This is a genomic window from Nostoc sp. (assembly GCF_036917355.1).
In the GTDB taxonomy this organism is placed as follows: domain Bacteria; phylum Cyanobacteriota; class Cyanobacteriia; order Cyanobacteriales; family Nostocaceae; genus Nostoc.
Genome location: NZ_JBALDP010000026.1, coordinates 52,521 through 75,349 on the forward strand (window position 1 = coordinate 52,521; position 22,829 = coordinate 75,349).

Annotated in this window: 21 protein-coding genes, 1 tRNA gene and 1 pseudogene; 9 read left to right on the top strand and 14 right to left on the bottom strand. The window is 41.1% G+C overall.

Annotated elements, in window-relative coordinates; translation table 11 throughout:
* Positions 1-108 precede the first annotated feature (108 nt).
* The 3 genes from V7K53_RS07185 (at position 109) to V7K53_RS07195 (ending at position 4,005) form a co-directional block, all read left to right on the top strand.
* Positions 109-1,239: an aldo/keto reductase gene (locus V7K53_RS07185; RefSeq protein ID WP_335196910.1), complete on the top strand. Its 1,131-nt coding sequence runs from the start codon at positions 109-111 to the stop codon at positions 1,237-1,239.
* Between the two features lie 171 nt (positions 1,240-1,410).
* Positions 1,411-3,219: an ABC transporter ATP-binding protein gene (locus tag V7K53_RS07190; RefSeq protein ID WP_335197020.1), complete on the top strand. Its 1,809-nt coding sequence runs from the start codon at positions 1,411-1,413 to the stop codon at positions 3,217-3,219.
* A 168-nt stretch (positions 3,220-3,387) separates the two neighbouring features.
* Positions 3,388-4,005: a Uma2 family endonuclease gene (locus V7K53_RS07195; RefSeq protein ID WP_335196911.1), complete on the top strand. Its 618-nt coding sequence runs from the start codon at positions 3,388-3,390 to the stop codon at positions 4,003-4,005.
* A 28-nt stretch (positions 4,006-4,033) separates the two neighbouring features.
* On the opposite strand, the gene V7K53_RS07200 is transcribed toward V7K53_RS07195, so the two are convergent.
* Together V7K53_RS07200 and V7K53_RS07205 are read right to left on the bottom strand one after the other, a co-directional pair.
* On the bottom strand, positions 4,034-4,264 hold the full coding sequence (locus tag V7K53_RS07200; protein WP_104899038.1) for a type II toxin-antitoxin system HicB family antitoxin: 231 nt from the start codon (positions 4,262-4,264) through the stop codon (positions 4,034-4,036).
* Entirely contained in the window at positions 4,264-4,476 is a 213-nt protein-coding gene (locus V7K53_RS07205; RefSeq protein WP_335196912.1) for a type II toxin-antitoxin system HicA family toxin, read from the bottom strand. The genes V7K53_RS07200 and V7K53_RS07205 overlap by 1 nt, the downstream gene beginning before the upstream one ends.
* A 95-nt stretch (positions 4,477-4,571) precedes the next feature.
* Between V7K53_RS07205 and V7K53_RS07210 the strand changes: the two genes are divergently transcribed.
* Complete coding sequence (locus V7K53_RS07210; protein ID WP_322637617.1) at positions 4,572-5,174, top strand: hypothetical protein; 603 nt, start codon at positions 4,572-4,574, stop codon at positions 5,172-5,174.
* A gap of 135 nt (positions 5,175-5,309) precedes the next feature.
* Here V7K53_RS07210 and V7K53_RS07215 read toward each other — a convergent pair whose 3' ends face one another.
* Positions 5,310-6,191 (bottom strand): LysR family transcriptional regulator, encoded by an 882-nt coding sequence (locus tag V7K53_RS07215; protein WP_335196913.1) that lies wholly within the window; start codon positions 6,189-6,191, stop codon positions 5,310-5,312.
* 698 nt (positions 6,192-6,889) lie between these two features.
* Between V7K53_RS07215 and V7K53_RS07220 the strand changes: the two genes are divergently transcribed.
* Both V7K53_RS07220 and V7K53_RS07225 read left to right on the top strand, forming a co-directional pair.
* The gene (locus tag V7K53_RS07220; protein ID WP_094349133.1) at positions 6,890-7,447 is read left to right on the top strand and encodes a hypothetical protein; all 558 of its coding nucleotides are present in this window, start codon (positions 6,890-6,892) and stop codon (positions 7,445-7,447) included.
* Positions 7,448-7,524: 77 nt separating this feature from the next.
* Positions 7,525-8,169 (top strand): DUF3318 domain-containing protein, encoded by a 645-nt coding sequence (locus tag V7K53_RS07225; RefSeq protein ID WP_335196914.1) that lies wholly within the window; start codon positions 7,525-7,527, stop codon positions 8,167-8,169.
* A 277-nt stretch (positions 8,170-8,446) separates the two neighbouring features.
* On the opposite strand, the gene V7K53_RS07230 is transcribed toward V7K53_RS07225, so the two are convergent.
* Positions 8,447-9,244 (bottom strand): 7-carboxy-7-deazaguanine synthase QueE, encoded by a 798-nt coding sequence (locus tag V7K53_RS07230; RefSeq protein ID WP_335196915.1) that lies wholly within the window; start codon positions 9,242-9,244, stop codon positions 8,447-8,449.
* 198 nt (positions 9,245-9,442) lie between these two features.
* On the opposite strand from V7K53_RS07230, the gene V7K53_RS07235 reads away from it, so the two are divergent.
* Complete coding sequence (locus V7K53_RS07235) at positions 9,443-10,492, top strand: sugar transferase (RefSeq protein WP_335196916.1); 1,050 nt, start codon at positions 9,443-9,445, stop codon at positions 10,490-10,492.
* A 147-nt stretch (positions 10,493-10,639) separates the two neighbouring features.
* Here the strand turns inward: V7K53_RS07235 and V7K53_RS07240 are convergent.
* From V7K53_RS07240 to V7K53_RS07285, 10 genes and pseudogenes are all read right to left on the bottom strand, one after another.
* Positions 10,640-11,488, bottom strand: a pseudogene (locus V7K53_RS07240) (IS4 family transposase); the annotation flags it as partial.
* Between the two features lie 18 nt (positions 11,489-11,506).
* Entirely contained in the window at positions 11,507-11,725 is a 219-nt protein-coding gene (locus tag V7K53_RS07245) for a hypothetical protein (RefSeq protein WP_335196917.1), read from the bottom strand.
* A gap of 352 nt (positions 11,726-12,077) precedes the next feature.
* The gene (locus V7K53_RS07250) at positions 12,078-13,538 is read right to left on the bottom strand and encodes a YcjF family protein (RefSeq protein ID WP_335196918.1); all 1,461 of its coding nucleotides are present in this window, start codon (positions 13,536-13,538) and stop codon (positions 12,078-12,080) included.
* A gap of 103 nt (positions 13,539-13,641) precedes the next feature.
* Positions 13,642-13,718, bottom strand: a tRNA-Met gene (locus V7K53_RS07255).
* Positions 13,719-13,764: 46 nt separating this feature from the next.
* Positions 13,765-14,718, bottom strand: a complete 954-nt coding sequence (locus V7K53_RS07260; protein WP_335197021.1) for an asparaginase — start codon at positions 14,716-14,718, stop codon at positions 13,765-13,767.
* 95 nt (positions 14,719-14,813) lie between these two features.
* Entirely contained in the window at positions 14,814-15,314 is a 501-nt protein-coding gene (locus tag V7K53_RS07265; protein WP_335196919.1) for a CGLD27 family protein, read from the bottom strand.
* Complete coding sequence (rsfS, locus tag V7K53_RS07270) at positions 15,311-15,769, bottom strand: ribosome silencing factor (protein WP_335196920.1); 459 nt, start codon at positions 15,767-15,769, stop codon at positions 15,311-15,313. Before rsfS ends, V7K53_RS07265 begins: the two co-directional genes overlap by 4 nt.
* A gap of 319 nt (positions 15,770-16,088) precedes the next feature.
* Entirely contained in the window at positions 16,089-17,219 is a 1,131-nt protein-coding gene (locus V7K53_RS07275) for a HAMP domain-containing protein (RefSeq protein WP_335196921.1), read from the bottom strand.
* A 178-nt stretch (positions 17,220-17,397) separates the two neighbouring features.
* Positions 17,398-18,066: a response regulator transcription factor gene (locus V7K53_RS07280; protein WP_335196922.1), complete on the bottom strand. Its 669-nt coding sequence runs from the start codon at positions 18,064-18,066 to the stop codon at positions 17,398-17,400.
* Between the two features lie 6 nt (positions 18,067-18,072).
* Positions 18,073-19,647, bottom strand: a complete 1,575-nt coding sequence (locus V7K53_RS07285; RefSeq protein ID WP_335196923.1) for a sensor histidine kinase — start codon at positions 19,645-19,647, stop codon at positions 18,073-18,075.
* Between the two features lie 558 nt (positions 19,648-20,205).
* Here V7K53_RS07285 and V7K53_RS07290 point away from each other — a divergent pair.
* Both V7K53_RS07290 and V7K53_RS07295 read left to right on the top strand, forming a co-directional pair.
* Positions 20,206-21,492, top strand: a complete 1,287-nt coding sequence (locus V7K53_RS07290; RefSeq protein WP_335196924.1) for a glycosyltransferase family protein — start codon at positions 20,206-20,208, stop codon at positions 21,490-21,492.
* A gap of 62 nt (positions 21,493-21,554) precedes the next feature.
* Positions 21,555-22,826: a glycosyltransferase family 4 protein gene (locus V7K53_RS07295; RefSeq protein WP_335196925.1), complete on the top strand. Its 1,272-nt coding sequence runs from the start codon at positions 21,555-21,557 to the stop codon at positions 22,824-22,826.
* Positions 22,827-22,829: the final 3 nt, after the last annotated feature.

Consider the following 22,829-nt stretch of genomic DNA (forward strand, 5'->3'; position numbering starts at 1 on the left):
TTTGCTTCAACTCCTAACTTGTAAGCAAAAAAGTTAGGAGTTAAGAGCTATGATTTACTTCCTTCAACTCCTAACTTATAACTCCTAACTCCTAACTCTTTGTTAAAAATGCAATACCGACGCTTTGGAAAAACGAATCTGCGCCTCTCGGTTTTTTCCTTGGGAACAATGCGCTACTTGGCTTCTTTTGAAAATGCTCACCAGACTATCGAACAAGCCTTAGCGCTAGGAATTAATCATCTAGAAACCGCCAGAGGTTACGGCAAAAGCGAGGAGTATCTTGGTAGGGCGCTAAAAGCTGGGTTGTCAGTACCCCGAACGAAGCTTTATGTCACTACCAAAATCTCAGCCACAGCAGATGCTGACACCATGCGTCGGTACATTGACGAATCCCTAGAACGATTACAACTAGATTATTTAGATTGCTTAGGGGTTCATGGTTTGAACACTTGGCAACATTTAGAGTGGGTGCAAGCCAAAAATGGCTGTATGCAAGCCGTAGAAGAAGCTGTTGCTGATGGCCGAGTACGACACGTTGGTTTTTCCACGCACGGGCCATTAGAGGTAATTCAGGCAGCAATAAATACAGATTTATTTGAATTTGTCAATCTGCATTATTACTATTTTTTTCAACGGCACGTACCAGCGATTCAACTAGCTGCCGAAAAGGATATGGGCATTTTCATTATTTCCCCTGCTGATAAGGGAGGACGCCTCTACACGCCACCTCAAACCTTAAAAGACCTGTGTTCTCCGTATTCACCCTTAGAACTGAATTATAGATTTTTACTTGCCGATCGCCGTATTACTACTTTGAGTATAGGGCCAGCTAACCCAGGTGAATTAAGAGAACCTTTGCAAATTGCTGACCATGATGGAGAGTTAACATCAGCAGAAATTTCCACTTTCTGGCGGTTAGAAAATCACCAAAAACTTGCTTTGGAAACTGATAATTGTAGTCAGTGTTATGCTTGTTTACCCTGTCCAGAAAATATCAATATTCCAGAGGTATTGCGGTTACGTAATCTCGCCGTGGCATACGATATGAAAGACTATGGTCAATATCGTTACGGAATGTTTGAAAATGCCGGTCACTGGTTCCCTGGAATGAAAGGCAACCGTTGTACAGAATGTGGTGACTGTTTGCCTCGCTGTCCAGAAAAGTTAGATATTCCAGCTTTGTTAGAAGATACTCACCAAAAATTAAGTGGGAAAGCAGGTCGGAGATTGTGGGGATAAAAATGTTAATAGAATTCAGAATTTAGAATATCCGTCTCGTAATTCTGACTTCTGGCTCCTGAGTTCTGAGTTCTTTATTGTTAAAATTATATAAAGATTAATAGAGTCAGGAAGATCCGCCCAAGCTGGGGTATCTCGCCAAAAAAAGATGAAAATTAAAAAAAAAGAAATATCCTACGTCAATCACTGACAGTTTTCCGCTACAGTGGACGGGCTGTAAGCTTAGTATGGACTACTAGCCGATCGCTTACTATTTTTCTGGCTAGTCTAACTTTGGTGGCTGGTCTTTTACCGGCGGCGATATCCTACATCAGTAAATTAATTGTTGATGCAGTGGTATTTGCATCTCAAGTGAACTCACAAAGCAATGGTTCTGTCAATATTTATCCCTCGCTATTTTATGTAGGATTAGAAGCGATCGCTGTAATTTTACTAGCAGGCAGTCAGCGAGGAATCATCATTTGTCAGTCGTTATTGCGGGCGCTAATGGGTCAGCGAGTAAATGTACTCATCTTAGAAAAGGCGCTGACACTGGATCTTAGGCAATTTGAAGACTCAGAATTTTATGACAAATTGACCAATGCCCGACGAGAAGCATCGGTTCGTCCCCTTTCGTTAGTAAACCGCACCTTTGGGTTGGTGCAAAATGCCCTTTCCCTGATTACTTACGGTATTTTGCTAGTAAATTTCTCAGTTTGGGCGGTGGTAGTGCTGATTTTGGCAGCTATGCCTGTATTTATTGCCGAAACAAAATTTGCTGGAGAAGCCTTTCGCTTATTTAGTTGGCGTGCGGCAGAAACCCGTCAACAGCACTACTTAGAAAATCTATTAGCAAGAGAAGATTTTGTCACAGAAGTCAAACTCTACCAGTTGGGAGAAATGCTGCTAGGACGTTATCGTAGTCTATTTGAACAACTCTATGGTGAAGACCGCGATTTAACTCTGCGGCGAGGACTTTGGGGATATCTCTTGAGTTTGGTCAGTACAGGTGCTTTTTACCTAGCTTATGCTTGGATTGTGTTGGAAACAGTGCTAGGTAAGATTTCTTTGGGAGATATGACAATGTATCTCACCGTTTTTCGCCAAGGGCAATCTACTTTTTCCAATGCCCTCACTTCTATTGGAGGGATGTATGAAGACAACCTATATCTATCAAATCTCTACGATTTTCTGGAAGAAGAAGTACCAAAATCTTGGGGTAAGGCAACCATTGGTTTAAATCCCCAAGATGGTATCCGTTTTGAGAATGTCTCATTTACTTATCCGGGAAGTTCCAAGCCAGCATTGAGAAATATTTCGCTGCATCTTAAACCCAGAGAAAAACTGGCAATTGTGGGTGAAAACGGTTCCGGTAAAACTACCTTAATCAAACTACTTACCCGACTCTACACGCCAGACTCAGGGCGAATTTTCTTAGATGGGTTGGATTTGCAGGAATGGGATGTGGATGTGTTGCGGCGTCGCGTTGGTGTGATTTTTCAGAACTTTGTCCGCTACCAGTTTACTGTGGGAGAGAATATTGGCGTGGGCGATGTAGAACATCTTGAAAACAAAACACAGTGGAAAACTGCTGCTGAAAAAGGCATGGCCCAATCTTTTATTGACCAATTACCCCAAAGCTTTCAGACTCAACTTGGTCGTTGGTTTAAAGGAGGACAAGAACTTTCTGGGGGACAGTGGCAGAAAATTGCTTTGTCTCGTGCTTTTATGCGATCGCAAGCAGATATCTTGGTGTTAGATGAACCAACATCGGCAATAGATGCCCAAGCTGAGTTTGAGATTTTCAATCATTTTCGCGCTATTACTCAAAATCAGATGGTACTTTTGATTTCCCATCGCTTCTCGACGGTACGAATGGCTGACAAAATTCTAGTTATAGAAAACGGCGAAGTTATAGAACAGGGAACTCACGAAGAACTGTTACAGCTAGGAGGACGTTATGCCAAGTTGTTTCTCTTACAAGCCGCTGGTTATCAATAGGAAAAGAAGCTAGTAGACTTTGTTTTAGATAGCGATGCCTAGGTTGGGCTGCGCCTACGCTCACTTTGTAGAAAGCACATAACATCTCTATCTAACCACGTTAAACTGTTCAGTAAATATGGGTCACTAGACACTCCGTATCGTTAAACATTGCTACCCGATCAAATTATGCAAATAACACAACAGCGATACTATACCCCAGAGGAATATTTAGAGCTAGAAGAAGTTGCTGACTACAAAAGTGAATACATTGATGGGCAAATAATTCCTATGGCGGGTGGAACAGTAAATCATAATCAAATAGCACTCAACTTAAGTACTGAGTTAAATTTCGCTTTTAAAAAGCAGAACTACCGGGTTTTTATGGGTGATATTCGTCTATGGATACTCCAAAAGCGTACCTATACCTATCCAGATGTGATGATTCTGGCGGGTGAACCAGAGTTTTTTAACAACCGAAAGGATATAATTCTAAATCCACAGATTATTGTTGAGGTTTTATCAAAATCTACTAAAGGCTACGATCGCGAAGATAAATTTCAGGCTTACCGAACTATTTCCACTTTCCAAGAATACCTATTAATTGACCAAACTCGGATTCATGTAGATCAATTTTCCAAAACTGGGAAAAAGCAATGGACGCTTCGTGAATATGATGAAGAAGATGAAGCGATCGCACTTGTAACCGTACCATTTGAGATTTCTCTACAAGATTTATACAACAAGGTGAAGTTTGAGCCTGTTGAGTCGGAAGGCGAAAGTGCTGATGTTGAGCAATTGGGGTAAGGTGCGATGCCCTGTATCTTAAAAATATTTAAGCCACTTTTAACGGTTTTTGAGGAAAAGTAATTGGCTCTGGCAAAGGTTTTCCTTGCTCTTCATACCATTCAATCAGAGATTCAATTACCTCTTGCCCGTGTTTAGCGGCTTCTTCATAACTCTTACCATGAGTGTGGAATTGCTGCCAAGGGAATTCCGGTAAGTGTACTAAGTAGCAATTATCTTCATCTGACCATTGAATTACCATACTATAGCGATCGTTCATTATTCTTCCTCTATTTCTCTTAGTTGCTTCAAAACACGATTAACTTGTTTTTCTAAGTATCGAGGTGCATCGTCTCCATCTTTTCCAGCAATAGTAACTGGTTCATTAGGTATCAATAGGTGAGTCCAGAACGTATGACTACCTTTAACAGAACGGTAGACAAACCCAGCCTTCAACAAAATAGTTTTTAACTCTCTGATTTTTTTGGGCATCTACCCTAAATTTAAATAACTATGTTATTATCTTTTTGGTACATAAGTACTATATAAATAACTCAAATTTTTACTAAATATTTTTGAGGTCAAACTTGTCTCTATCAGAAACCATTAAGCTTAAAATTTATGAAATTGTAGAGCAAAATCCAGATTGGTTTCCAATATGCTTTACTTTCTACAAAAATGCAAGTAATTACTTAATTGATGAAGGGCATCCCAGTCAAATCTCTTATAAAGACTTGTTTCTCCAAGAATATGTAAGCGGAGATGCCTTAACTTCTGGTTACATTATAGGTCAATTTCATGCTCTAATAGCGTCTCAAAAGGCAGCATTTATTGCTATTGCAGTACCCGATGTACCTTTGGCAAATTCACAGAGGGAACATAACAATTCTATTTTGCAAGGGATAGCTCAACCATTTAAAGCAGAATTTGATGGTACATCATGGGGTGAAGACGGAATCATTGAATGGGATGCTCAAGATACTTTTGCACCAACTCATCCAGAGCTTACTTTAAATAGGGATATTTGGAGGTTCCCTCTGGAAGTAGGTACGTGTTCACCAACAACTTTATGGGTTCGCTTTATGGATTGGGGTGGTTGGGCGAGATGGCCTTATCATTCTCAATATATCTATTTATTTGCAGCCCCAAAGCAGCTTATGAGAATGAAGGACTCTTTACTAAAATTTTAGTGAGTAGTAAAAATTGGGTTGAGTAAGTAGCATCTATTATTAATTTTTTACTTAAAAAAACTATATTTCTAAATACAAAGTTTAAATGTTTTGTTATTTTGCATAGCATCTTTGCCAGAAGAGGATCGTCATTTCTCAACAGATACTCCTGACAACTTGTAGAAATTCCCTTAGTACAGGTGTCATATCTTCTTCTCGCCACACTATAGCCGTTTCTACTAATGGTGTTTTCTCCTCTAGAGTACGATAAACTACACCAGTTCTCTGAAGATTTTGCAATGAAGACGGTGCGATCGCAATCCCCATTCCTGCTGAAACCAATCCGATAATCGTCTGCATCTGAATCGCTTCTTGAGTTACTTTTGGGCTGAAGTCTCCTTGCTGACAAAGACTTACGATTTGATCGTAAAGTCCAGGCCCCAAATGGCGAGGGAACATGATAAAGTTTTCGTTTACTAGCGATCGCACTGAAATCTTTTCTTGTTCAGCTAAAGAATGAGTTTCCAACATAGCGACAATTAAAGCTTCTTGTTGAATGCATTCTTGATTGAGTGTGTTGTCTTCTAAGGGCGGATGGGCAAAACCTACATGGATATGTCGATTCTGTAGCGCTTGCTCTTGCTGAGTTGTGGTTAATTCTTGCAATACCAACTCTACTTCTGGAAACTGTTCTCTAAACCGCCGCAAAATCACAGGAAGCAAATCGTAAGTTACCAAACTGGTAAACCCAATTCGTAATTGTCCCTTTTCACCTCTTCCCGTTTTTTGGGTTAGCTCAATTGCTTTTTGGAGTTGAGCTAAAAGTTGATAAGCTTCTTGCAAAAAAACTTCCCCTGCTTCTGTTAGTTGTACTTGTCGTTTGGTTTTACGGTGAAATAGTTCTACTCCCAATTGCGTCTCTAATTGCTGAATTTGCTGGCTTAAGGGCGGTTGAGCGATGTGCAATCGCTCGGCGGCTCTACTAAAGTGCAGTTCTTCAGCTACAGCAATAAAGTAGCGCAGATGTCGCAGTTCCATCTTTTTGATATTTTATAAGTTTCAATTCTCTATAAATATATAAACGCAGAGAGGCGCAAAGTAGCGCAGAGGTTTTAGAAAATTTATAACAAAAACTAGAGGTGCGATCGCTAGAATCAATCCTGATTTACGTATAAACTTCATTGATACTCGATAATTAGAAATGCATTGTTCAATACAATCGTTTCGTGAAAATAATTTGTTGCTTTTAATATAAAACTGTACCAGCCTCTATGCTATACTTATTCGTTTTTTAAAAGCAGTAGTTGAAGTTTTATGTATATTCTCAAAAGCCTCAGATGCTATGTAGGTAGAAATTATTTCAACTTGGCTTCAACTTTCAAATTTGATTACAAATCCTGCCACCATGCTTAATCTAACAAGACATTCATTTAGACTAGAAAATAATATTAAAATTTAAGCAAGTTAGTGCTATATATTTCACTGGCTAAGATTTGGACACTAGTAATTATTGCTTCTTAAATAATGAGCAAGAGTCATTCAAAAAATATCATTCATAGCGCCGAACGATCTTCTATTTTTCTCATCTTCAATGCCCCATGCCCCATGACCCATGCCCAATAACTTAATTGCATATTTCTATGGGATTAGAAGTATCCACACCAACCCAAACAAATACCCCTAGCAGGTTAAACTAGGTCTGGTAACAACTGCTCCACGTTCCTTATGAGGCTTTTATGGGAGCTAACCTCAAACAGATTGCCAACTATTTAGACAACCTTGGTTGGGACTACCGTTTTGATGATGAAGAAGACCGAATTATAACAGGTGTAGAGGCTGATAATCTAGAAGATTTCCTAATAGTTGTCCAACTGGATGAAGAAGGAAAATTTTTCCGGGTATTTGCCCCTCAAGTTCTGGGAGGAATCCAAGACCATCCTCACAAGGCAGCTATCCTCCAAACAATGCTTGCCATTTCCTGGGAAACCAAAATGTTGCAATGGGAGTATGACCCATCCGATGGTGAAATTCGTGCCATTATTGAGTTTCCTTTAGAAGACTCGATTCTTACAGAAAAACAATTTCACCGTTGTCTGAGTGGATTAATTCAGATTGTGGATGGCATAGCAATACCTCGCTTGACAGAAGTGATGGCAACAGGACTCGATCCGGGGAATATAGAACTTGGGGAAAGACTATTACTCAGTATCCAAGAAGAAGCCCCAGGATTGTTAGATTTACTAGAAAAAGCAATGGAAGCACGAAAAAAGCGAGGAACTTTTCCTAGTGAGTGAGACGGATCGTTACTTAAATAGCTATACTCCAAAGTGATACCCTCACTATATACTGAAATTTTCTGGGGCTGGATATTATGACATCCTATGCAACCTCCTCTGCCAAAGCGGAAATGAGCGAACTCCGGCGGTTGAAAGCTTTACTACCACCAGAACTGCAAAGCTGGGTCACGGTTGAAGGCACAACTGAGGTCAATCCACCCCTGGTTCGCTGCGAAGAAATTGGGAAAGACCAGGTAGAAATTCAAATTGATTTAGTGAAATGGGATGCCCTCGCAATGGATCAGCGTAATCTGCTGTTCTGGCATGAGGTTGCTCGCGTTCAAAATGACACAATTCCTAAAGATGGTTGGGAAATGGCAGCACTAGCCATCGGTTTAGGTGGTGCTGTAGGGGAATTGTGGGTACAAGATGGATTACTGCTGGTGTTAGCTTTGTCGCTTTGTGGCGTGTCAGGCTGGCGACTGTACCAAAAGAATAATGGGGAAAAGCAACTAAGAGAATTGCTCAATGCTGATGAGAAAGCGATCGCTTTAGCAACTCGTTTTGGTTATAGTCTCCCCAATGCCTACAAGAGTCTTGGTAGCGCCTTGAAAACCCTGATTGATAATACTCCTAGCAAGCGCCAACGAGCGAGATACGAAGCAAGACTCTCTGCCCTCAAACGCAGTGCCAATAAGGCAAAAGCTAAATCCAAAACTCCAGATGAGGGTGCACTATAGCAACCAGAAATTAGGTTGGGTGGGTATTGCCTACCCCAAAAAACCTAAATCAACGTGAGTTTGACAAACCTCTCTCTGCCTTGAACTAAAGTTCAAGTTTCTCTTTGAGTCAGGGAGGCAAGATTTTACGTAATAAAACCTCTTAGTGGTCTTTTGATTTGGCTCATTAGACTGCCTACTAAGGGGGCAGCTGCCTCCCTAATTAGTGGCAACAGCCCAATTACCATTTCATACAATCTTACTTTTTTCTTGACTACATCTTTATCAAACTAAAATTTTACAACTGGTTCAGCATTTTATGCGTCTGGGGGATCACGCGCACGTGCTTGACAAACCCCTTCATCAAAGCTTGCCACGTCAAAACTCGATCGCTCGAAGGCGCAAGTACAGGTACCGGAGAAAATTGTTCTGATACTGCCAAAGGCGTAACAGGTTGTAAAAATACTGAGATATCTGGACTAACCTCTGCCACCAACAAAGCTGAACGTTCCAACTCGGCGGGATCTGTGTTTTGAGACACAATTATCTTGACAAAAACATTTAAATATGAATCATGACATAACTGGAGAAATTTACTATGTTCTTGCCAATGACTTTCGCCGCTAACACTGGGCAATTTTAAATCCATACCTACAGAGTCTAAGTATGGGATAATCATTGCTAGTTGTTCTGGGCGATGTCCGCCAGTTTCTAAGTATATAGGTAGACCAGTTATGGCTCGCACTTGTGGTAGAAACTGCGTTAGAAATGAGGCATGAAGAAGTGGTTCGCCGCCAGTTAAGCTAATGCTATCGTGTAGACAAGGCAGATTTTGCTGTTCCACCCATTCGATTAATATGGGTAATGGGACAGGGTTAGAGTGGATTTCAAAGTCGCGCAATCCAGGCGATCGCTCTATCCGACAAGTTGTAGGTGCACTCCAAGTGTGGGCACTATCACAAAAGTGACAGCGCAAATCACACAAAGCAAAACGAATAAATATCTGACGTGTCCCTACATTCAGTCCTTCCCCTTGAATGGCAGAAAAGACCTCAATCAGGCGTGCGGTAGGTGTAACCGTATTTTTAGAAATCATTTGATGAGAGCAACGCGATCGCGCTGCGTCGGCACAACAGCAAGGATGTTTTTTGGCTTCTTGTTCTATTGTGAATCGTCGCTAGCGATCTCCAATCTCAGCCTCGGTAAATAGCAGTTAGTCCTGATTACCACCAATTCCGATATTAGGTTAAGTAATTTTGTAGGACAAACTAATGTTTGGCATATTACATTATACATGGCAACGAAAGTGCAGAGCTTCATGACTAGCCAACCGACAGAGGTCGATTTTCCAGTTAATTCCCTAAACGACATTGCTATAGTGCAGGTGCCGACGCGGTTGAGCGTGCTGGAGGCTTTAGGCTTTAAGCAAACCTGCCAAGGCTTAATTGGGCCCAATTCACATCCCAAGCAAATCATCATTGATTTTCACCAAACTACTTTTATCGATAGTAGTGGTTTAGGTGCCCTGGTAAGTAATTTTAAATATGCTCAGGCTAAGGATATTACATTAACACTGCGGAATGTAACACCTCAAGTCATGGCAGTTCTAAAACTCACAGGGTTGGATCAGGTTTTTCCTCTAGAACTTGTGGAGGATGGGTCGTTAATAGAACAAGATGACGTAGTAGATAATCGGAAGACAACTTCCCGTAAAGTAGAGCAGTTACCCACTACTCACCCTTCTATGGCATCTTGGATGAAACGGTTCTTAGATATTGTCGGGTCAGCGATCGGTTTATTAATTACAGGAATTTTATTTATTCCAATTGCGATCGCTATTCAAGTTAACGATCCCGGCCCCATTTTCTTTAGTCAAACCCGTTGTGGTTGGATGGGTAAGCGGTTTAAAATTTGGAAATTCCGCTCTATGTGTGTGGATGCAGAAGCGAAGAAATCCCAAGTCAAGAACCAAGTGCAAGGTGCTTTTTTCAAGAATGAAAATGACCCCAGAATTACTAAGGTAGGACGCTTTTTACGGCGAACTAGTCTTGATGAATTACCCCAATTTTGGAACGTCCTCAAAGGAGAGATGAGTTTAGTAGGCACTAGACCACCTACACCTGATGAAGTCGAACGCTATGAAGTACCAGAGTGGCAACGTTTAGATGTAAAACCCGGCATGACTGGCGAATGGCAAGTAAATGGACGTTCTACAGTCCGTAGTTTTGAAGATGTAATTCGTCTGGATTTGCAGTATCAAAAAAATTGGAGTTTAGTGTACGATTTAAAGCTAATTTTCAAAACTATAGCTATTCTGTTTAATAGAAACAGTGGTGCTGTTTAGCTAATTATCCTTATTCACAATTTTTTGAGAACTCGCAACTCTCACGATATTCTTAAATACACCCAAGCCTGAAATAGGCTTGGGTAAATTTTAGGTTTACTTATAACATCACGCAAGTGTCAGCTAACTGACGGGGTGACAAAGAAGCTACAAAGCAGACTGGATAAGAGACATAGCACGTAGTCCTTGTTGAAAATGGGGGAGTTTGCTGGGCTTTAAGCGCATCAAATTATGAGCTAAATCAGCCCAAAACTCCATCGCCCCTACCCATAATTGACCATATAAACCAACCCAAAAGGCGCTGTGTCGGCGATGTAATCGCCGTAATTCTTTTAGACGACCAACATATTTTTGCATTCCTAATGAGCGAGAATTCCGACCAGCTAAAATAGCACAAGTATAGGCAATAGCAATTAGTAAAATCAGTGCCATTAACCGTTGACCATCAGCAGAAGTAGATTCGAGATTATAGCCACCAGTCTTGCAATCTTTGAACATTGCTTCAATGCCACTTCGTAACTTAAATACTTTAATAGCCTTTGAAAGATTATCAAGATTAGTCAGTAAAAACCAGCCAGTAGGCTCAACTTTACCCCGATATTTACGCTTGTAATATCCAGCAATATTAAATTTAGCAAAACCCTTCTGTTTAGTAGCTTGAATCCCCTCTAAAAAGAAAGAAATCCCCGGATTTAATCCTAAAGATTGTAACCGTTGATATGATTTATTTTCTTGTCGAATATAAGTACCTTGTTTTTGACGCAGCACAAAGTCAATTCCCTTGTAATGTAACCAATTCGCTAATTTTATACTATGAAACTCCCTATCACCTAGCACCAAGATTTGATATCCCTTAAATAATCGCAACAATGGTCGAATTAACTTTTTCTGCTCACCCAGATTGCTACATCCTTTTTTTGGTAACAATAGCCAGTAAACAGGTATTGCTCTTTTTTGTTCAATCAAACTAATTACGAACACATTTTCACAGCGCCACTGGGTTCTATCTTTGGCTTATATCAGTTGTTTCTTTAAAGGTGGTCGGCTGTTTTTTACCCATCGTTTGATTAATGGAAACCAGAGGTATTGAATTGATAACTGCGGCAACAATAAAAATCTTTGTATACTCCGCCGCCGACTTTCAAATTTTATTGGTTGGGGAAATACTGTTGCCAACTTCTCAATCGTCACAGTTTTATGAAATTGCAACAGCATCAGCAAGATTTCCAACATCTTGTACTGTGTGGGTGTCAGTAGATTCTGAAAGCAGTTTTGGTAGAATTTAGGTAACATTATCATTTGATAGGTCTTGTTGAGAATACCTGACCTATCTTTTTTTACCCCAAAACGGTCACACTCTTATATTTCCTTGGCTTTAGGCCCTTTGTCACCCCTTCAGGTCAGCTAAGTTTAGATTTGAAATTTTAGACCGATCCCAGAGATGAATTCTCTTGATTAAAACAAAGATGTTTATGTATTTTTATCTACTATTAAAATCAGGGATTGAAACCAATTTTGGATTTTGAATCATTCAATCCAAAATCCAAAATTCAAAATCTCAAATTTGGTAATCCTGTGTATGAGATTATCCCATTGCCTTCTGAACACTAACTACTTCAACCTGCTGCACTTCTGGCAACAAACGCTTCATGCCTTGCTTAACAAACCCCTGCAAAAAACCAATCTGCTGATTTTGCTGAAATACCTTTTGCAATGTTTGCCGCAAATTCTCCAAATTCAAACCAGTTCCAGAATCTATCGCTATTTCCTGCTGTTGGAAATACTCAACTAGACTTAACCCTGCGACTCTAGTCAGATAAGCTGCACTTACTCCCTGCACTACGCCACCAGCAACAAAGGTAACGGCATTACTTTTCAGAACAGTACTAATAGCCTTTGTAGAAAGTTCAACTAAACCCAATTTCAGCATCAAATTTCCCATTGTTCCAGCTACGGTTTGTGCCTGTTCTAGGGAAAATTTTTGCTGATAGATATTACCCAAATCCATTACCATTTGAGCATTAATTGCCGCAGTTGCCAGGATATCAAAGGCTGGTACAGGGTTAGCAAAGGCAGCGGCAGCAGCTATCCACTGATATTGTTCAATAATTGGGGTGGCGCGATCGCGTCTGATTCCATTTAGCCAATTTTTCGCCTCAGCTTTCAACAATCCGGCTTTCCTCATGGTTGTCACCCAAACTAGCCGTTGTCCTTGCTGTGCCAAAACTTCACCCAACTGCTGAGTTAACTGCTGAATATCAGCTGCTGGTTGCTCCATCCACTCTTGCACAGAACCATCAGCCTCATGCTTTCGGACTTTGATGGCAATGGGAGAGGCCGCAGTTGCAACTACATTTCCCTGCATCCGCTGTTTCAAAGACAGCAAGATGTTGGCGCTTTCATCGGTTAAATACTGGTCTTGTTTGTTGAAAACCAGCATACTAGGCTGATTTGCTGCCTTTAACTGCTGTAAAGTTTGAAATTCTGAGTCTGTCAAATCACCGTTTGTCAGAAATAGGACAAAATCAGATTTTGCTACTTCTGCCAAAATAGCCGCATCTGAATTTTCACCGACTTCTCTAAATAAAGGTGCTGTCTCTTGTAGAGATACGAAATTTTGTGTCTCTAGATTTTTTTGCTCTAGCACTTGAATTAAAGTGCTTTTACCCACGGATTTCCCGCCAGTCACAGCTACTTTAATTTTTTCTCTGTCTAATTCCAGCAACAATTGGGCAACTTGTTCTCTGAGTGTCTCTAAGGCTGGATGGTTTTCTGCTTCTTGTGCTAGTTGGTTAATTACAGTTTCAGTTTTAGCGATCGCACTTTCCACAGTCGCTCGATCCACCACCATACCATCTAGCTGCTCTAAACTGTCTTTGGGGCGATTTTTCTGGAATAACCACAAACCACCGCCAACAGCTAAGGCACTCAACAAACCGAACTCACCCACCTGCACTATAGAATCGTGCCAACTGTCCAACATCCACAGGGAAAAGGAAAGTCCCAATCCTCCCACTAAAATTGGTCGCTGCAACTTCACAACCATGATTCTCCGCGCTTTTTGGATGGCTATTTCTTCCAGAATAGATCAAAATAAAACAAAACCCTGCAATCTTTACTGATTGTAGGGTTTTGTTTTATATTTTATTTGGTGGCGGGAAGTGGATTTGAACCACTGACCTTCGGGTTATGAGCCCGACGAGCTACCAGGCTGCTCTATCCCGCGTTGCTCTCGACTTATTTATAATAACCTATAGTCGAGAGTTTGGCAACTACAAAAACGATAATTCTCCAATTACTTCTAAACGCTTGTATTTTCCCAAGGTGACAAACTTTTCTGAGAGGCTTTCGGCGGCGCTGGGACTAATCCAACCCATTTGTTGGAGTAAGTGAATAGCAACGGCATATTTTGCCCGTTTTGCCCCATCCATGACTTTGATTGCCAATCCCAAGCCTTCACCGAGTCTACCAATGCACTGCACTCCTTCGGCACCAGTTTTGCTGACTAGTTCTCCTGGAGTTAAGCGCATTAGTTCCGTATCAAATTCTCCATCTCCTGCGACCATTGCGGGGTGATGAGTCATCGCACGGACAATCCGCTCCATATCCAAGTTGGTACTAGAGGCTAACAGTGCATATAAAGATGCCATGTGACCGAGTTGCATCAGATAAGTTGGTGCGCCACAGTCATCATGAGCGCTGATAAATTCTGCTGCTGGCATTCGTAGCAACTCTGCAACTTTGCCTAAAATTAACTGCTGTATTGGATGCTTGCGATCTAAGTAGTTATTCAAGGGCCAATGGCGTTGCTGACAAACAGCTAACATTCCCGCATGTTTTCCAGAGCAATTGTATTCCAGAGGACTCCGCTTATCTTCAGGAATTGGACACTGGAGTATAGTTGGGTCAAGATCGGCCCGCCAAAGGATGTTAAATACCTGTCGGACTTGATCTATTCTTCCTTTATGGGAACTTGTGATAATTGCTAAGTCGCGATCGCTGAGTTGATAGCGTTCCAGTGTACCTGTGGTGGTGACAGCAAGTGCCTGAAATGGTTTGAGCGCTGAACGGATAAATGCAGCAGTTTCAGAATTTCCGGCAACGGTTAGAACCCGTCCTCGTTCGTCACAGACAACAGCTTGAACTATATGCCTGGATTCAATAATACCTTCCCGCAGCAACCGGACTTCCAGTGCTGCGGCTTGAGTTCGTTTTCCCATTGTCATGGGTTTATATTTATTACCTTTTTTAATTAAATTAGTCATTAGTCATTGGTCATTAGTCCTTAGCTAATGACTAATGACCAATGACTAATAACTTTTTAAAACAAATGCCAAACTATAGTACCAGTAACGTACATTCCCGCCAAGCCAGCGAAGGTAAATTGTAACCGCCGCAGAATGGGTTTAATTTCGTATGCAACAATTAAGCGATCGCGGTTGAGAACTTCCTCTGGTTTAGTCCAAGTTTGACCGTCGTACCAGCCGGACTCTTCATAAAATACTGTGGGACTACAAAGGCGATCGCATACGTAGAACCAGCCTAAGTATAATCTTACCAGTGCCAGTACGACCCCGACACTGGCTGCTGCTGCACCACAAAGGATAAAATGTGCAATATACTTGTGGGGAGGAAAACTTGCTGCTGCCACTGGTGCTGCGATCAGCCAAGATAAACCCCAAATCCAAGCTATTTTCGTGATATATTCGCGCAAATCTAAAGTGCTATCACGAAATAGCCAGGAAGTTTTTAACTCTTGGTACTCATTGAGCGGTTGTTGGTCTATGGGAACTGGGCAATTTGAAACCGAAGACCTAATCATGTTGGCTTACCTTCACCCTCATCAGATTCTGGAAGGGAAATACGTTCTGCATGAATCCAGAACGCTTCTAAATTATAAAACTCCCGTTCTTTGGGCATCATAATGTGAACGATCACATCACCGTAGTCTTGTAATACCCAACTCCCCTCAATTTTTCCTTCTGTCCTTATGGGACGACGTTGCAACTCAGTTTCGACTTTTCCTTCTATTGCTTGAGCGATCGCTCTGACTTGTACCCTAGAATAGCCAGTCATCATCACAAAGTAATCCGCTAGGTAAGATACCTCTGCTACCTTTAGCAATATAATCTCACCTGCTTTGCGGTCTGATCCAGCTTCTGCTATCGTTGCAGCTAATTTTCCGCTTTCCTCTTCGGTATGGGCGTGGCTCTTAACCACACTCTTCGTCAGTGGGACGGATTGTAATGGGAAATTTCCTTGGAAATAATCAGTCATTAAACCTCAGGTGCTTTTTTTCTTTGGAAACAATTGTTTACATTTACTTACAAATCACAAACAATTGATCTGAAAATGTGTCAATAGGTTTTTTTGAATACTAACAAAAAAACGGGAGCCTATGGGGTCTAGTTTGATAATTCACTGCTTAGAATTTTGACAATAGCAATTAGCAGTTGCGGATGGCTATTCTGTAGTGATAAATTAACCAATGGCTTTTTAGCAAGGATTTCTGGTGAAATATAGTGTTGCCCCAGTGAGGATTAATTGACTATTTGGGGTTATATATAGGCTATTTCTGGGTAAAAAGATTTATTTTTCAGCTTTTATCGCCATTTTCCTCAGTTTCTGCGAGTTGAACTTGAGTACGTTGCAATTCCTCTAATGCCATCTTTAAGCTGAGATTTTTCTCATTTAACTCCCGTGTTCGTTCGCGTACTTTCTCTTCTAGTACCTGGTTGTATACTTCTAGCTGTTCGTTAGCATCATTTTGGACTGTGATAAGTTGCTGAACTTCCAAAATTAAACGATTGAGCGAATTAGCCAAGATCCCAACTTCATCATTAGTTGTTACGGGTGCTTGTAAATCAAAATTAGATTCTTCTGTAACCTGTTGAGCAACATGGGTAACAGCTTGAATAGGACGGGCAATGGCCTGACTAGTGAAAATTGCTAATAATGTGGCGATCGCAATCGACACTAACAGGCTGCCTAAAATAATATTTAGACGTAATTTTTCTGCCCTTCGCAGTTCCCAATTTGCTTGCTGATACTCCTCGGCGATGACTTCAACAAGGTTGGTGATGTCATCGAGAAAATCATCAATCATAAAAATTGATGAGCTATGCATGAAATTGAATAGTTGAGTTTGTGCTGTCCTAATTTCGTTTGGTGATAATTTATTGGGATTGCGATCGTTAAACAGAACCTCTGTGCGCTGTAAGTAAGTATCAAAGCCTTTGTGGGTCTGCAACAAGCGATGAACAGCTTCTTGTTCAATTACAGAATCATATATGGTGAGGTTCTCAATACTGTAGTTAGTTTTGAACTCAAACCAAACTTGTCTAGCTTGCTCAACATAGTTAAGTAACAAATTATATTGTTCTAGCCATTTTTTTGGTTGATCCATGTACAAAATCAGCTTGTGTTGGTTGGTACGAACACGAAACACACTGGTTTTGAGTTGGTACATCTGATATAACTCTTCAATCGCCGCTTCTTCGCGCTTCTGTGCTTGTCGCTGGTAATAATCTGCAATTAGAAACCCTATGCTAGTTCCCAGTACAGCAATACTTACAATTAGCGCATATCCAATGCCAATCTTTTGACCAACTTTGAGATGGCTGAACCAGTATCTAGAATTGCTTGTGTTTGGACTGGAGTTATTTGATTGCAAAGAGCTATTTGATCGACCAAAAGCCAGATCATCGAAGTTGTGATGCTGTTTCATAATCAATCACGACCTTGATGAACTTGAATGCGTTCCAGTAGGGGGGAGGGGGAGCAGGGGAGGCAGGGGAGGCAGGGGAGGCAGGGGGAGAAAAAAGCGTATTGGGACAAGGGGGAGAATTTTTTACTATAAACTCAGCACGGGCTAAACGCCCCGCTACCGCTAACAGCACTCATTACTACGTTCGCAAGCGATAACCCATACCTCTAACTGTTTCAATCAGTTTGCTGCCTAGTTTTTTACGGAGATAACCGACATACACATCGACAATATTAGAACCTGGGTTGTAGTCGTAACCCCAAACGTAATCAAGGAGTTGTTCTCGACTGATGACTTGCCCCGGATGGCGGCAAAACATTTCTGCCATAGCAAATTCACGAGCAGGTAGTTCTATTAAGCGATCGCCTATTTTCACCTGTCGAGTTCGCAAATTAAGCTCCATATTACCAGCTTTGAGGACAAACTCTTGGGCATCTCTGGCAGGTCTAGTACTTCGCAACCGTAACCTTACCCGCGCCAACAGTTCTTCAAATCGGAAGGGTTTGGTAACATAATCATCTGCACCTCCTTCTAGCCCAGCAACCTTGTCGTGAATATCACTTCTAGCAGAGAGGATAATTACAGGTATGTCTTCTCCCTGTCCGCGCAGTTCTTCAAGTACTTGAAATCCGTCTTTTCCAGGCAACCCTAAATCCAGAATTAACAAGTCAAAGGTTCCACTTTGCATCACATCTAGCACATACAACCCATCTGTCAAAATTGTTGTTGTGAACCCTTGCGATCGCAACCCTTTTTGAATAAATGAGGCAATCCGGGGTTCATCTTCAACGATGAGAATGTTGGGCATAGATACTCATTTTTTGGGGGGATCGAGGGGTAAAACAATGGTAAACATCGAACCTGTTCCTAATTGACTACGAAGTAATACTTGTCCAAAATGAGCCTCTGCGATCGCTCGCACGATAGAAAGCCCAAGTCCAGCACCCTCTGAACGACGGCGACTTTTGGAAGATCGGGCAAAGCGTTCAAAAATTCGTTTTTGATCAACCAGTGGAATACCTTCGCCTGTATCGCGTATCCAGAAGCGCACCTTTCCTTTGGCGATCGCTGAACCTATGGAAATAGTATCACTCTCCCTAGTATGCTGAGTAGCATTTTGGGCTAGATTCATCACGGCTTCGGTAATTCTTTGCCGGTCAACAACAATCTGACCTTTGGCTACAGAGTCTAGTTGCCAGTCCCTCTCTGCCAGTGCTTGAGCTTTAACAAATAATTCTTTGGTTAACTCTGCCACATTTACTGTTGCTACCTGTAAAAAGTCTGCGCGTTCTGCTTTTGCCAGCAGAATCATATCATCGACCAAACGACTCATCCGGTCTAGTTCTCCAATGACTAGTGCCACGGTTTCCTGTTGTTCTTGGGGATCATCTCCCATCAGTTCTAGGTGTCCGCGAACAATAGTGATGGGAGTTTTCAGTTCGTGTCCAGCATCGTTGACAAATTCACGTTGGCTGGCAAAGGCTGCCTCTAGTCTGTCCATCATTTCATTGAATGTTTTTGCCAGTTCTGCCAGTTCTCCATTACCTCGCGCAGGCAAACGCTGAGTTAAATCTGACTCACTGATAGCATGAGCTGTAGTCAGAATTGTCCGCAGAGGAGCCAGTATCCGCCCCGCAGCTAACCAGGTAAGGATTAACGACACTACAAACACTAAGCTGAAAACTTCAATAATTACAGCGACTGCTTTTAGAGCTTCTGTCCTTTCCCCGGTGGTATTGTAGGCAACAACAAAGACTCCCCGTGTTTGTCCATTAATAGTAATGGGTTCCACCATGTAAAGCATATTACTAGCATCAGGGGCAAAAAATTCTTGTTCTCCCTGTTCTGGTTGGGTCTGTTTTGCCCACCGTCTCATTAGTAATGAGTCTCTGGCTAAAAGCTTAGGACGTTTGCTAGGACTAGATTTATAAAATTCACCATCTATAAAAGTGATAAAGTAAGATTCATCTTCTGCCCGCCGATACAACAAATAAGCTTTAAAAAGCTTGATTAAATCTTCCACAGAAGCTGGAGCAGTAATTTTTTCTTCTCCAGATAGTAAGGAGTTAAATTGTTTTGACTCGTTCAATATTTCTTCTGAGTCATCAGTTGTGAGTCTATTTTTTGTAACAAACTTTTCGCCCTTAATCAACGCCTTGAAAGCCATCATATTTACTTCTATATCTTGACGAACACGCTGATTAATACGCTGGTAGAGTTGATAGCGAAATATCGGGATGGAAATGAGAAACGTTATTCCTAAAATCAGCAAATACCAGAGCAAAATTCGGGTGCGTGCTTCTCCAAACACTTGCTGCCAAACTAAAAGTAAGGGAGATACGTTGAAAACAGACAAGCGATCGCAAAAACGCTTTACCACACTGCTCATTTTTAGTCATCCTTATTTGAGATAGTTTAAATTCATCTTTTACTTGCCAAGAAGTAGTGTTAATTAAATTTTCTATTCATCTGTTAAAGGTAATTGTGTTTCTCAAAAAGTAAAAGTATTTACATAGCTATTTTGTGTTTAAAAAAAGTTATTTACATAAATAATTTTTGGACTCACGATGCTCCTTTCTATCAGCCTTTAAATATGATGATTAAGCTTTTCCATATATTAATTAGTTTTTGATGAGAGAATTTTCATCAATTTTTCATGCATTATTTATGAAAGATTGATAAATTGTTGAACAGCCTTTAAATTTCGTTAATAAAACGATAGCTTCATTTTAAGTCCATGCTTTAAATTTAATTTTGACAAAGGGAAATATTATTAAGTGACGGAAATATCCGCATTTAATTACAAAATAGCCATGAAGATCAGAACATTTTTTATTTTTTTAATTTAGGAAAATAACTCAATAGTTAAAAATATACCTGTGAATAAAAGTGTTAATTAAATTTGCAAGTCGTCAGCCACCAGATGAAAACTTGGTCAGGAGTATAGATGAAAAACTTTTTACCCCACGTTAAAGAAATAGCACGAACGCCGACTAATTTAGCGTCTTCAGAGGTTAGTAGTTTATCTAGCAATGCTCGTAAATGGCGCATTGCTTTATATTCGCACGACACAATGGGACTGGGACATAAGCGCCGTAATTTGTTGATTGCTCAAACTTTAGGATGTTCAGACTTAGAAATTGATGTTTTGATGATTAGTGGAATACAGGATGCCAGCAATATAACAACACTAGCAGGGGTTGATTGTTTGACTTTACCTGCTTTGCACAAAAATATCGATGGGCAATATCAGGCACGAAGATTGGATCTATCATTGCAGGAAATTATTACGCTGCGATCGCAAGTTATTCTTACCACCATCAAAACCTTTAAACCCGATATTCTGATTGTGGATAATGTACCGCGAGGAGCAGTCAGAGAACTAGAACCAGCACTAGATTACTTGCGTACCCAAGGAAAAACGCACTGCATTTTAGGTTTACGAGATGTGTTAGATGATCCTACATCCGTGCATCGAGATTGGAAAAGAATAGCTAATGAAGAGGCGATTCAAACCTACTATGATGCAGTTTGGGTGTATGGTGATCCAGCCATTTATGACCTAGCACAGGAATATCGCTTCAATGCAAAAACTTTAGCCAAACTACGCTACACTGGCTATCTTGACCAGCGTCACCGCCTGAAATTCGTAGATATGGATAGCGTTCAGGCATTGAAATCACTGAATTTGCCATCTGAACGATTCGTGTTGTGCTTGGTGGGAGGCGGACAAGATGGAGCGCGTTTGGCAGAAACATTTGCTTGTGCTGAACTACCAGCAGGGATGAGCGGGATCATCTTGACAGGGCCGTTCATGCCGCGAGAGGTACAGCAACGGCTTCAGAAGTATGCTGCTAAACGTTCTAATTTGCAGGTTTTGAAATATTTAGCTGAACCAACGTTGTTGTTGAATCAGGCTGAACGCGTCATTGCTATGGGTGGTTACAACACAACTTGCGAATTGCTGTCATTTCAAAAGCGATCGCTCATCGTACCCCGAATTAAACCCCGTCGGGAGCAGTTGATCCGTGCCGAACGCTTACAGGCACTTGGTTTAGTTGATATGCTGCACCCGCATCATCTCAAACCTCAAGCATTAACAGATTGGTTAATGCAAGAAGGAGAGCCGCCACAAGTCCGTAATTGTATCGATCTTGATGGACTTACCCGCATTCCCCAATTCCTAAATGAAATGCTCACGTCTGCTCATCATTCATCCCAACAAGCTTCTTGAAAGGAGATTGGGAAGCCTAAAAAACAACCTTCTTAATTACGAATTACGAATTACGAATTATTATGTCAGTCCGTATTGGTTACATTCTTAAACGTTATCCTCGCTATTCTGAAACCTTCGTAGTTAATGAAATTTTGGCTCATGAAGCGGCTGGTTTAGATATTGAAATTTTTGCTTTGAGACCACCGTGTGACACTCATTTTCAAAATATTATTTCCCAGGTACGTGCTAGCGTAAACTACATTCGCAAACCAATTCAAGGTCGAATGAGCGAATCCCTAAATAGTCTTTCTCCCACAGCAGCAAGCTATTTTTGGGCAGAATTACAAGAAGCCAGCAAAGTTATTCCAGATTTTTGGTCAAAGTTGGCTTATGCTCAAGGTGAACAAGATAGCACTGTTTACCAAGCTGCATGGCTAGCACGGGAAGCGCGACTCAAAGGCATCACCCATTTGCACGCTCACTTTGGCACTGTTGCAACCAGTGTAGCTCGGTTAGCATCTCACTTTACGGGCATTCCCTACACCTTCACCGCTCATGCTAAAGACATCTTTCATGAAAGCGTTGAATTGGAAGATATGCAACGCAAGCTTAAAGATGCTGCCACTGTCGTGACTGTAAGTGACTATAACCTCAAGTATTTGCAAAAAACTTATGGTGCAGCCGCAAAGCGAGTTCAACGTATCTACAATGGCTTAGATTTACGACAATTACAATATTCTTCCCCGGCTGATCGTCCCCCATTGATTATTTCAGTCAGTCGATTAATTGAGAAGAAAGGGTTATCTATTTTGATAGATGCTTGTGTAATTCTGAAGCGAAGAAATTGTGATTTCCAATGTCAAATTGTGGGTACTGGATCATTAGAACCTGTATTGCAACAAAAAATCCAAGATTTAGGGTTGCAATCTACTGTGGAAATTGTCGGCCCACGTCCTCAAAATGATGTATTTCAATTGATGCAGCAAGCTGCTGTGTTTGCCGCTCCATATATTATCGGACAAGATGGCAACCGGGATGGTTTGCCTACAGTTTTACTAGAAGCGATGGCATTGGGAACGCCATGTGTAAGTACAGATTTAACTGGAATTCCTGAATTAGTGCGCGATCGCCAGACTGGATTAATTGTCCCACAACATGATGCCGAACAATTAGCGATCGCACTTCAACAACTCCTTACCAATCCAGCCTTGCGAGTCAAATTATCAAGCCAAGCCAGACAATTGATTGAATCTGAGTTTGACATTCATCGCAATAGCGCAGCATTACGAGCAATATTTCATGCGGCTGAACCAAATGCTGCCATGACTTTAAAAGTAGTTCAGGAGGCTTAGAGC

Coding starts and splice junctions, on each gene's coding strand:
- V7K53_RS07185 (WP_335196910.1), top strand. CDS start 109: ATGCAATACCGACGCTTTGGAAAAACGAATCTGCGCCTCTCGGTTTTT.
- V7K53_RS07195 (WP_335196911.1), top strand. CDS start 3,388: ATGCAAATAACACAACAGCGATACTATACCCCAGAGGAATATTTAGAG.
- V7K53_RS07200 (WP_104899038.1), bottom strand. CDS start 4,264: ATGAACGATCGCTATAGTATGGTAATTCAATGGTCAGATGAAGATAAT.
- V7K53_RS07205 (WP_335196912.1), bottom strand. CDS start 4,476: ATGCCCAAAAAAATCAGAGAGTTAAAAACTATTTTGTTGAAGGCTGGG.
- V7K53_RS07215 (WP_335196913.1), bottom strand. CDS start 6,191: ATGGAACTGCGACATCTGCGCTACTTTATTGCTGTAGCTGAAGAACTG.
- V7K53_RS07220 (WP_094349133.1), top strand. CDS start 6,890: ATGGGAGCTAACCTCAAACAGATTGCCAACTATTTAGACAACCTTGGT.
- V7K53_RS07225 (WP_335196914.1), top strand. CDS start 7,525: ATGACATCCTATGCAACCTCCTCTGCCAAAGCGGAAATGAGCGAACTC.
- V7K53_RS07230 (WP_335196915.1), bottom strand. CDS start 9,244: ATGATTTCTAAAAATACGGTTACACCTACCGCACGCCTGATTGAGGTC.
- V7K53_RS07235 (WP_335196916.1), top strand. CDS start 9,443: ATGGCAACGAAAGTGCAGAGCTTCATGACTAGCCAACCGACAGAGGTC.
- V7K53_RS07245 (WP_335196917.1), bottom strand. CDS start 11,725: ATGTTGGAAATCTTGCTGATGCTGTTGCAATTTCATAAAACTGTGACG.
- V7K53_RS07250 (WP_335196918.1), bottom strand. CDS start 13,538: ATGGTTGTGAAGTTGCAGCGACCAATTTTAGTGGGAGGATTGGGACTT.
- V7K53_RS07260 (WP_335197021.1), bottom strand. CDS start 14,718: ATGACAATGGGAAAACGAACTCAAGCCGCAGCACTGGAAGTCCGGTTG.
- V7K53_RS07265 (WP_335196919.1), bottom strand. CDS start 15,314: ATGATTAGGTCTTCGGTTTCAAATTGCCCAGTTCCCATAGACCAACAA.
- rsfS (WP_335196920.1), bottom strand. CDS start 15,769: ATGACTGATTATTTCCAAGGAAATTTCCCATTACAATCCGTCCCACTG.
- V7K53_RS07275 (WP_335196921.1), bottom strand. CDS start 17,219: ATGAAACAGCATCACAACTTCGATGATCTGGCTTTTGGTCGATCAAAT.
- V7K53_RS07280 (WP_335196922.1), bottom strand. CDS start 18,066: ATGCCCAACATTCTCATCGTTGAAGATGAACCCCGGATTGCCTCATTT.
- V7K53_RS07285 (WP_335196923.1), bottom strand. CDS start 19,647: ATGAGCAGTGTGGTAAAGCGTTTTTGCGATCGCTTGTCTGTTTTCAAC.
- V7K53_RS07290 (WP_335196924.1), top strand. CDS start 20,206: ATGAAAAACTTTTTACCCCACGTTAAAGAAATAGCACGAACGCCGACT.
- V7K53_RS07295 (WP_335196925.1), top strand. CDS start 21,555: ATGTCAGTCCGTATTGGTTACATTCTTAAACGTTATCCTCGCTATTCT.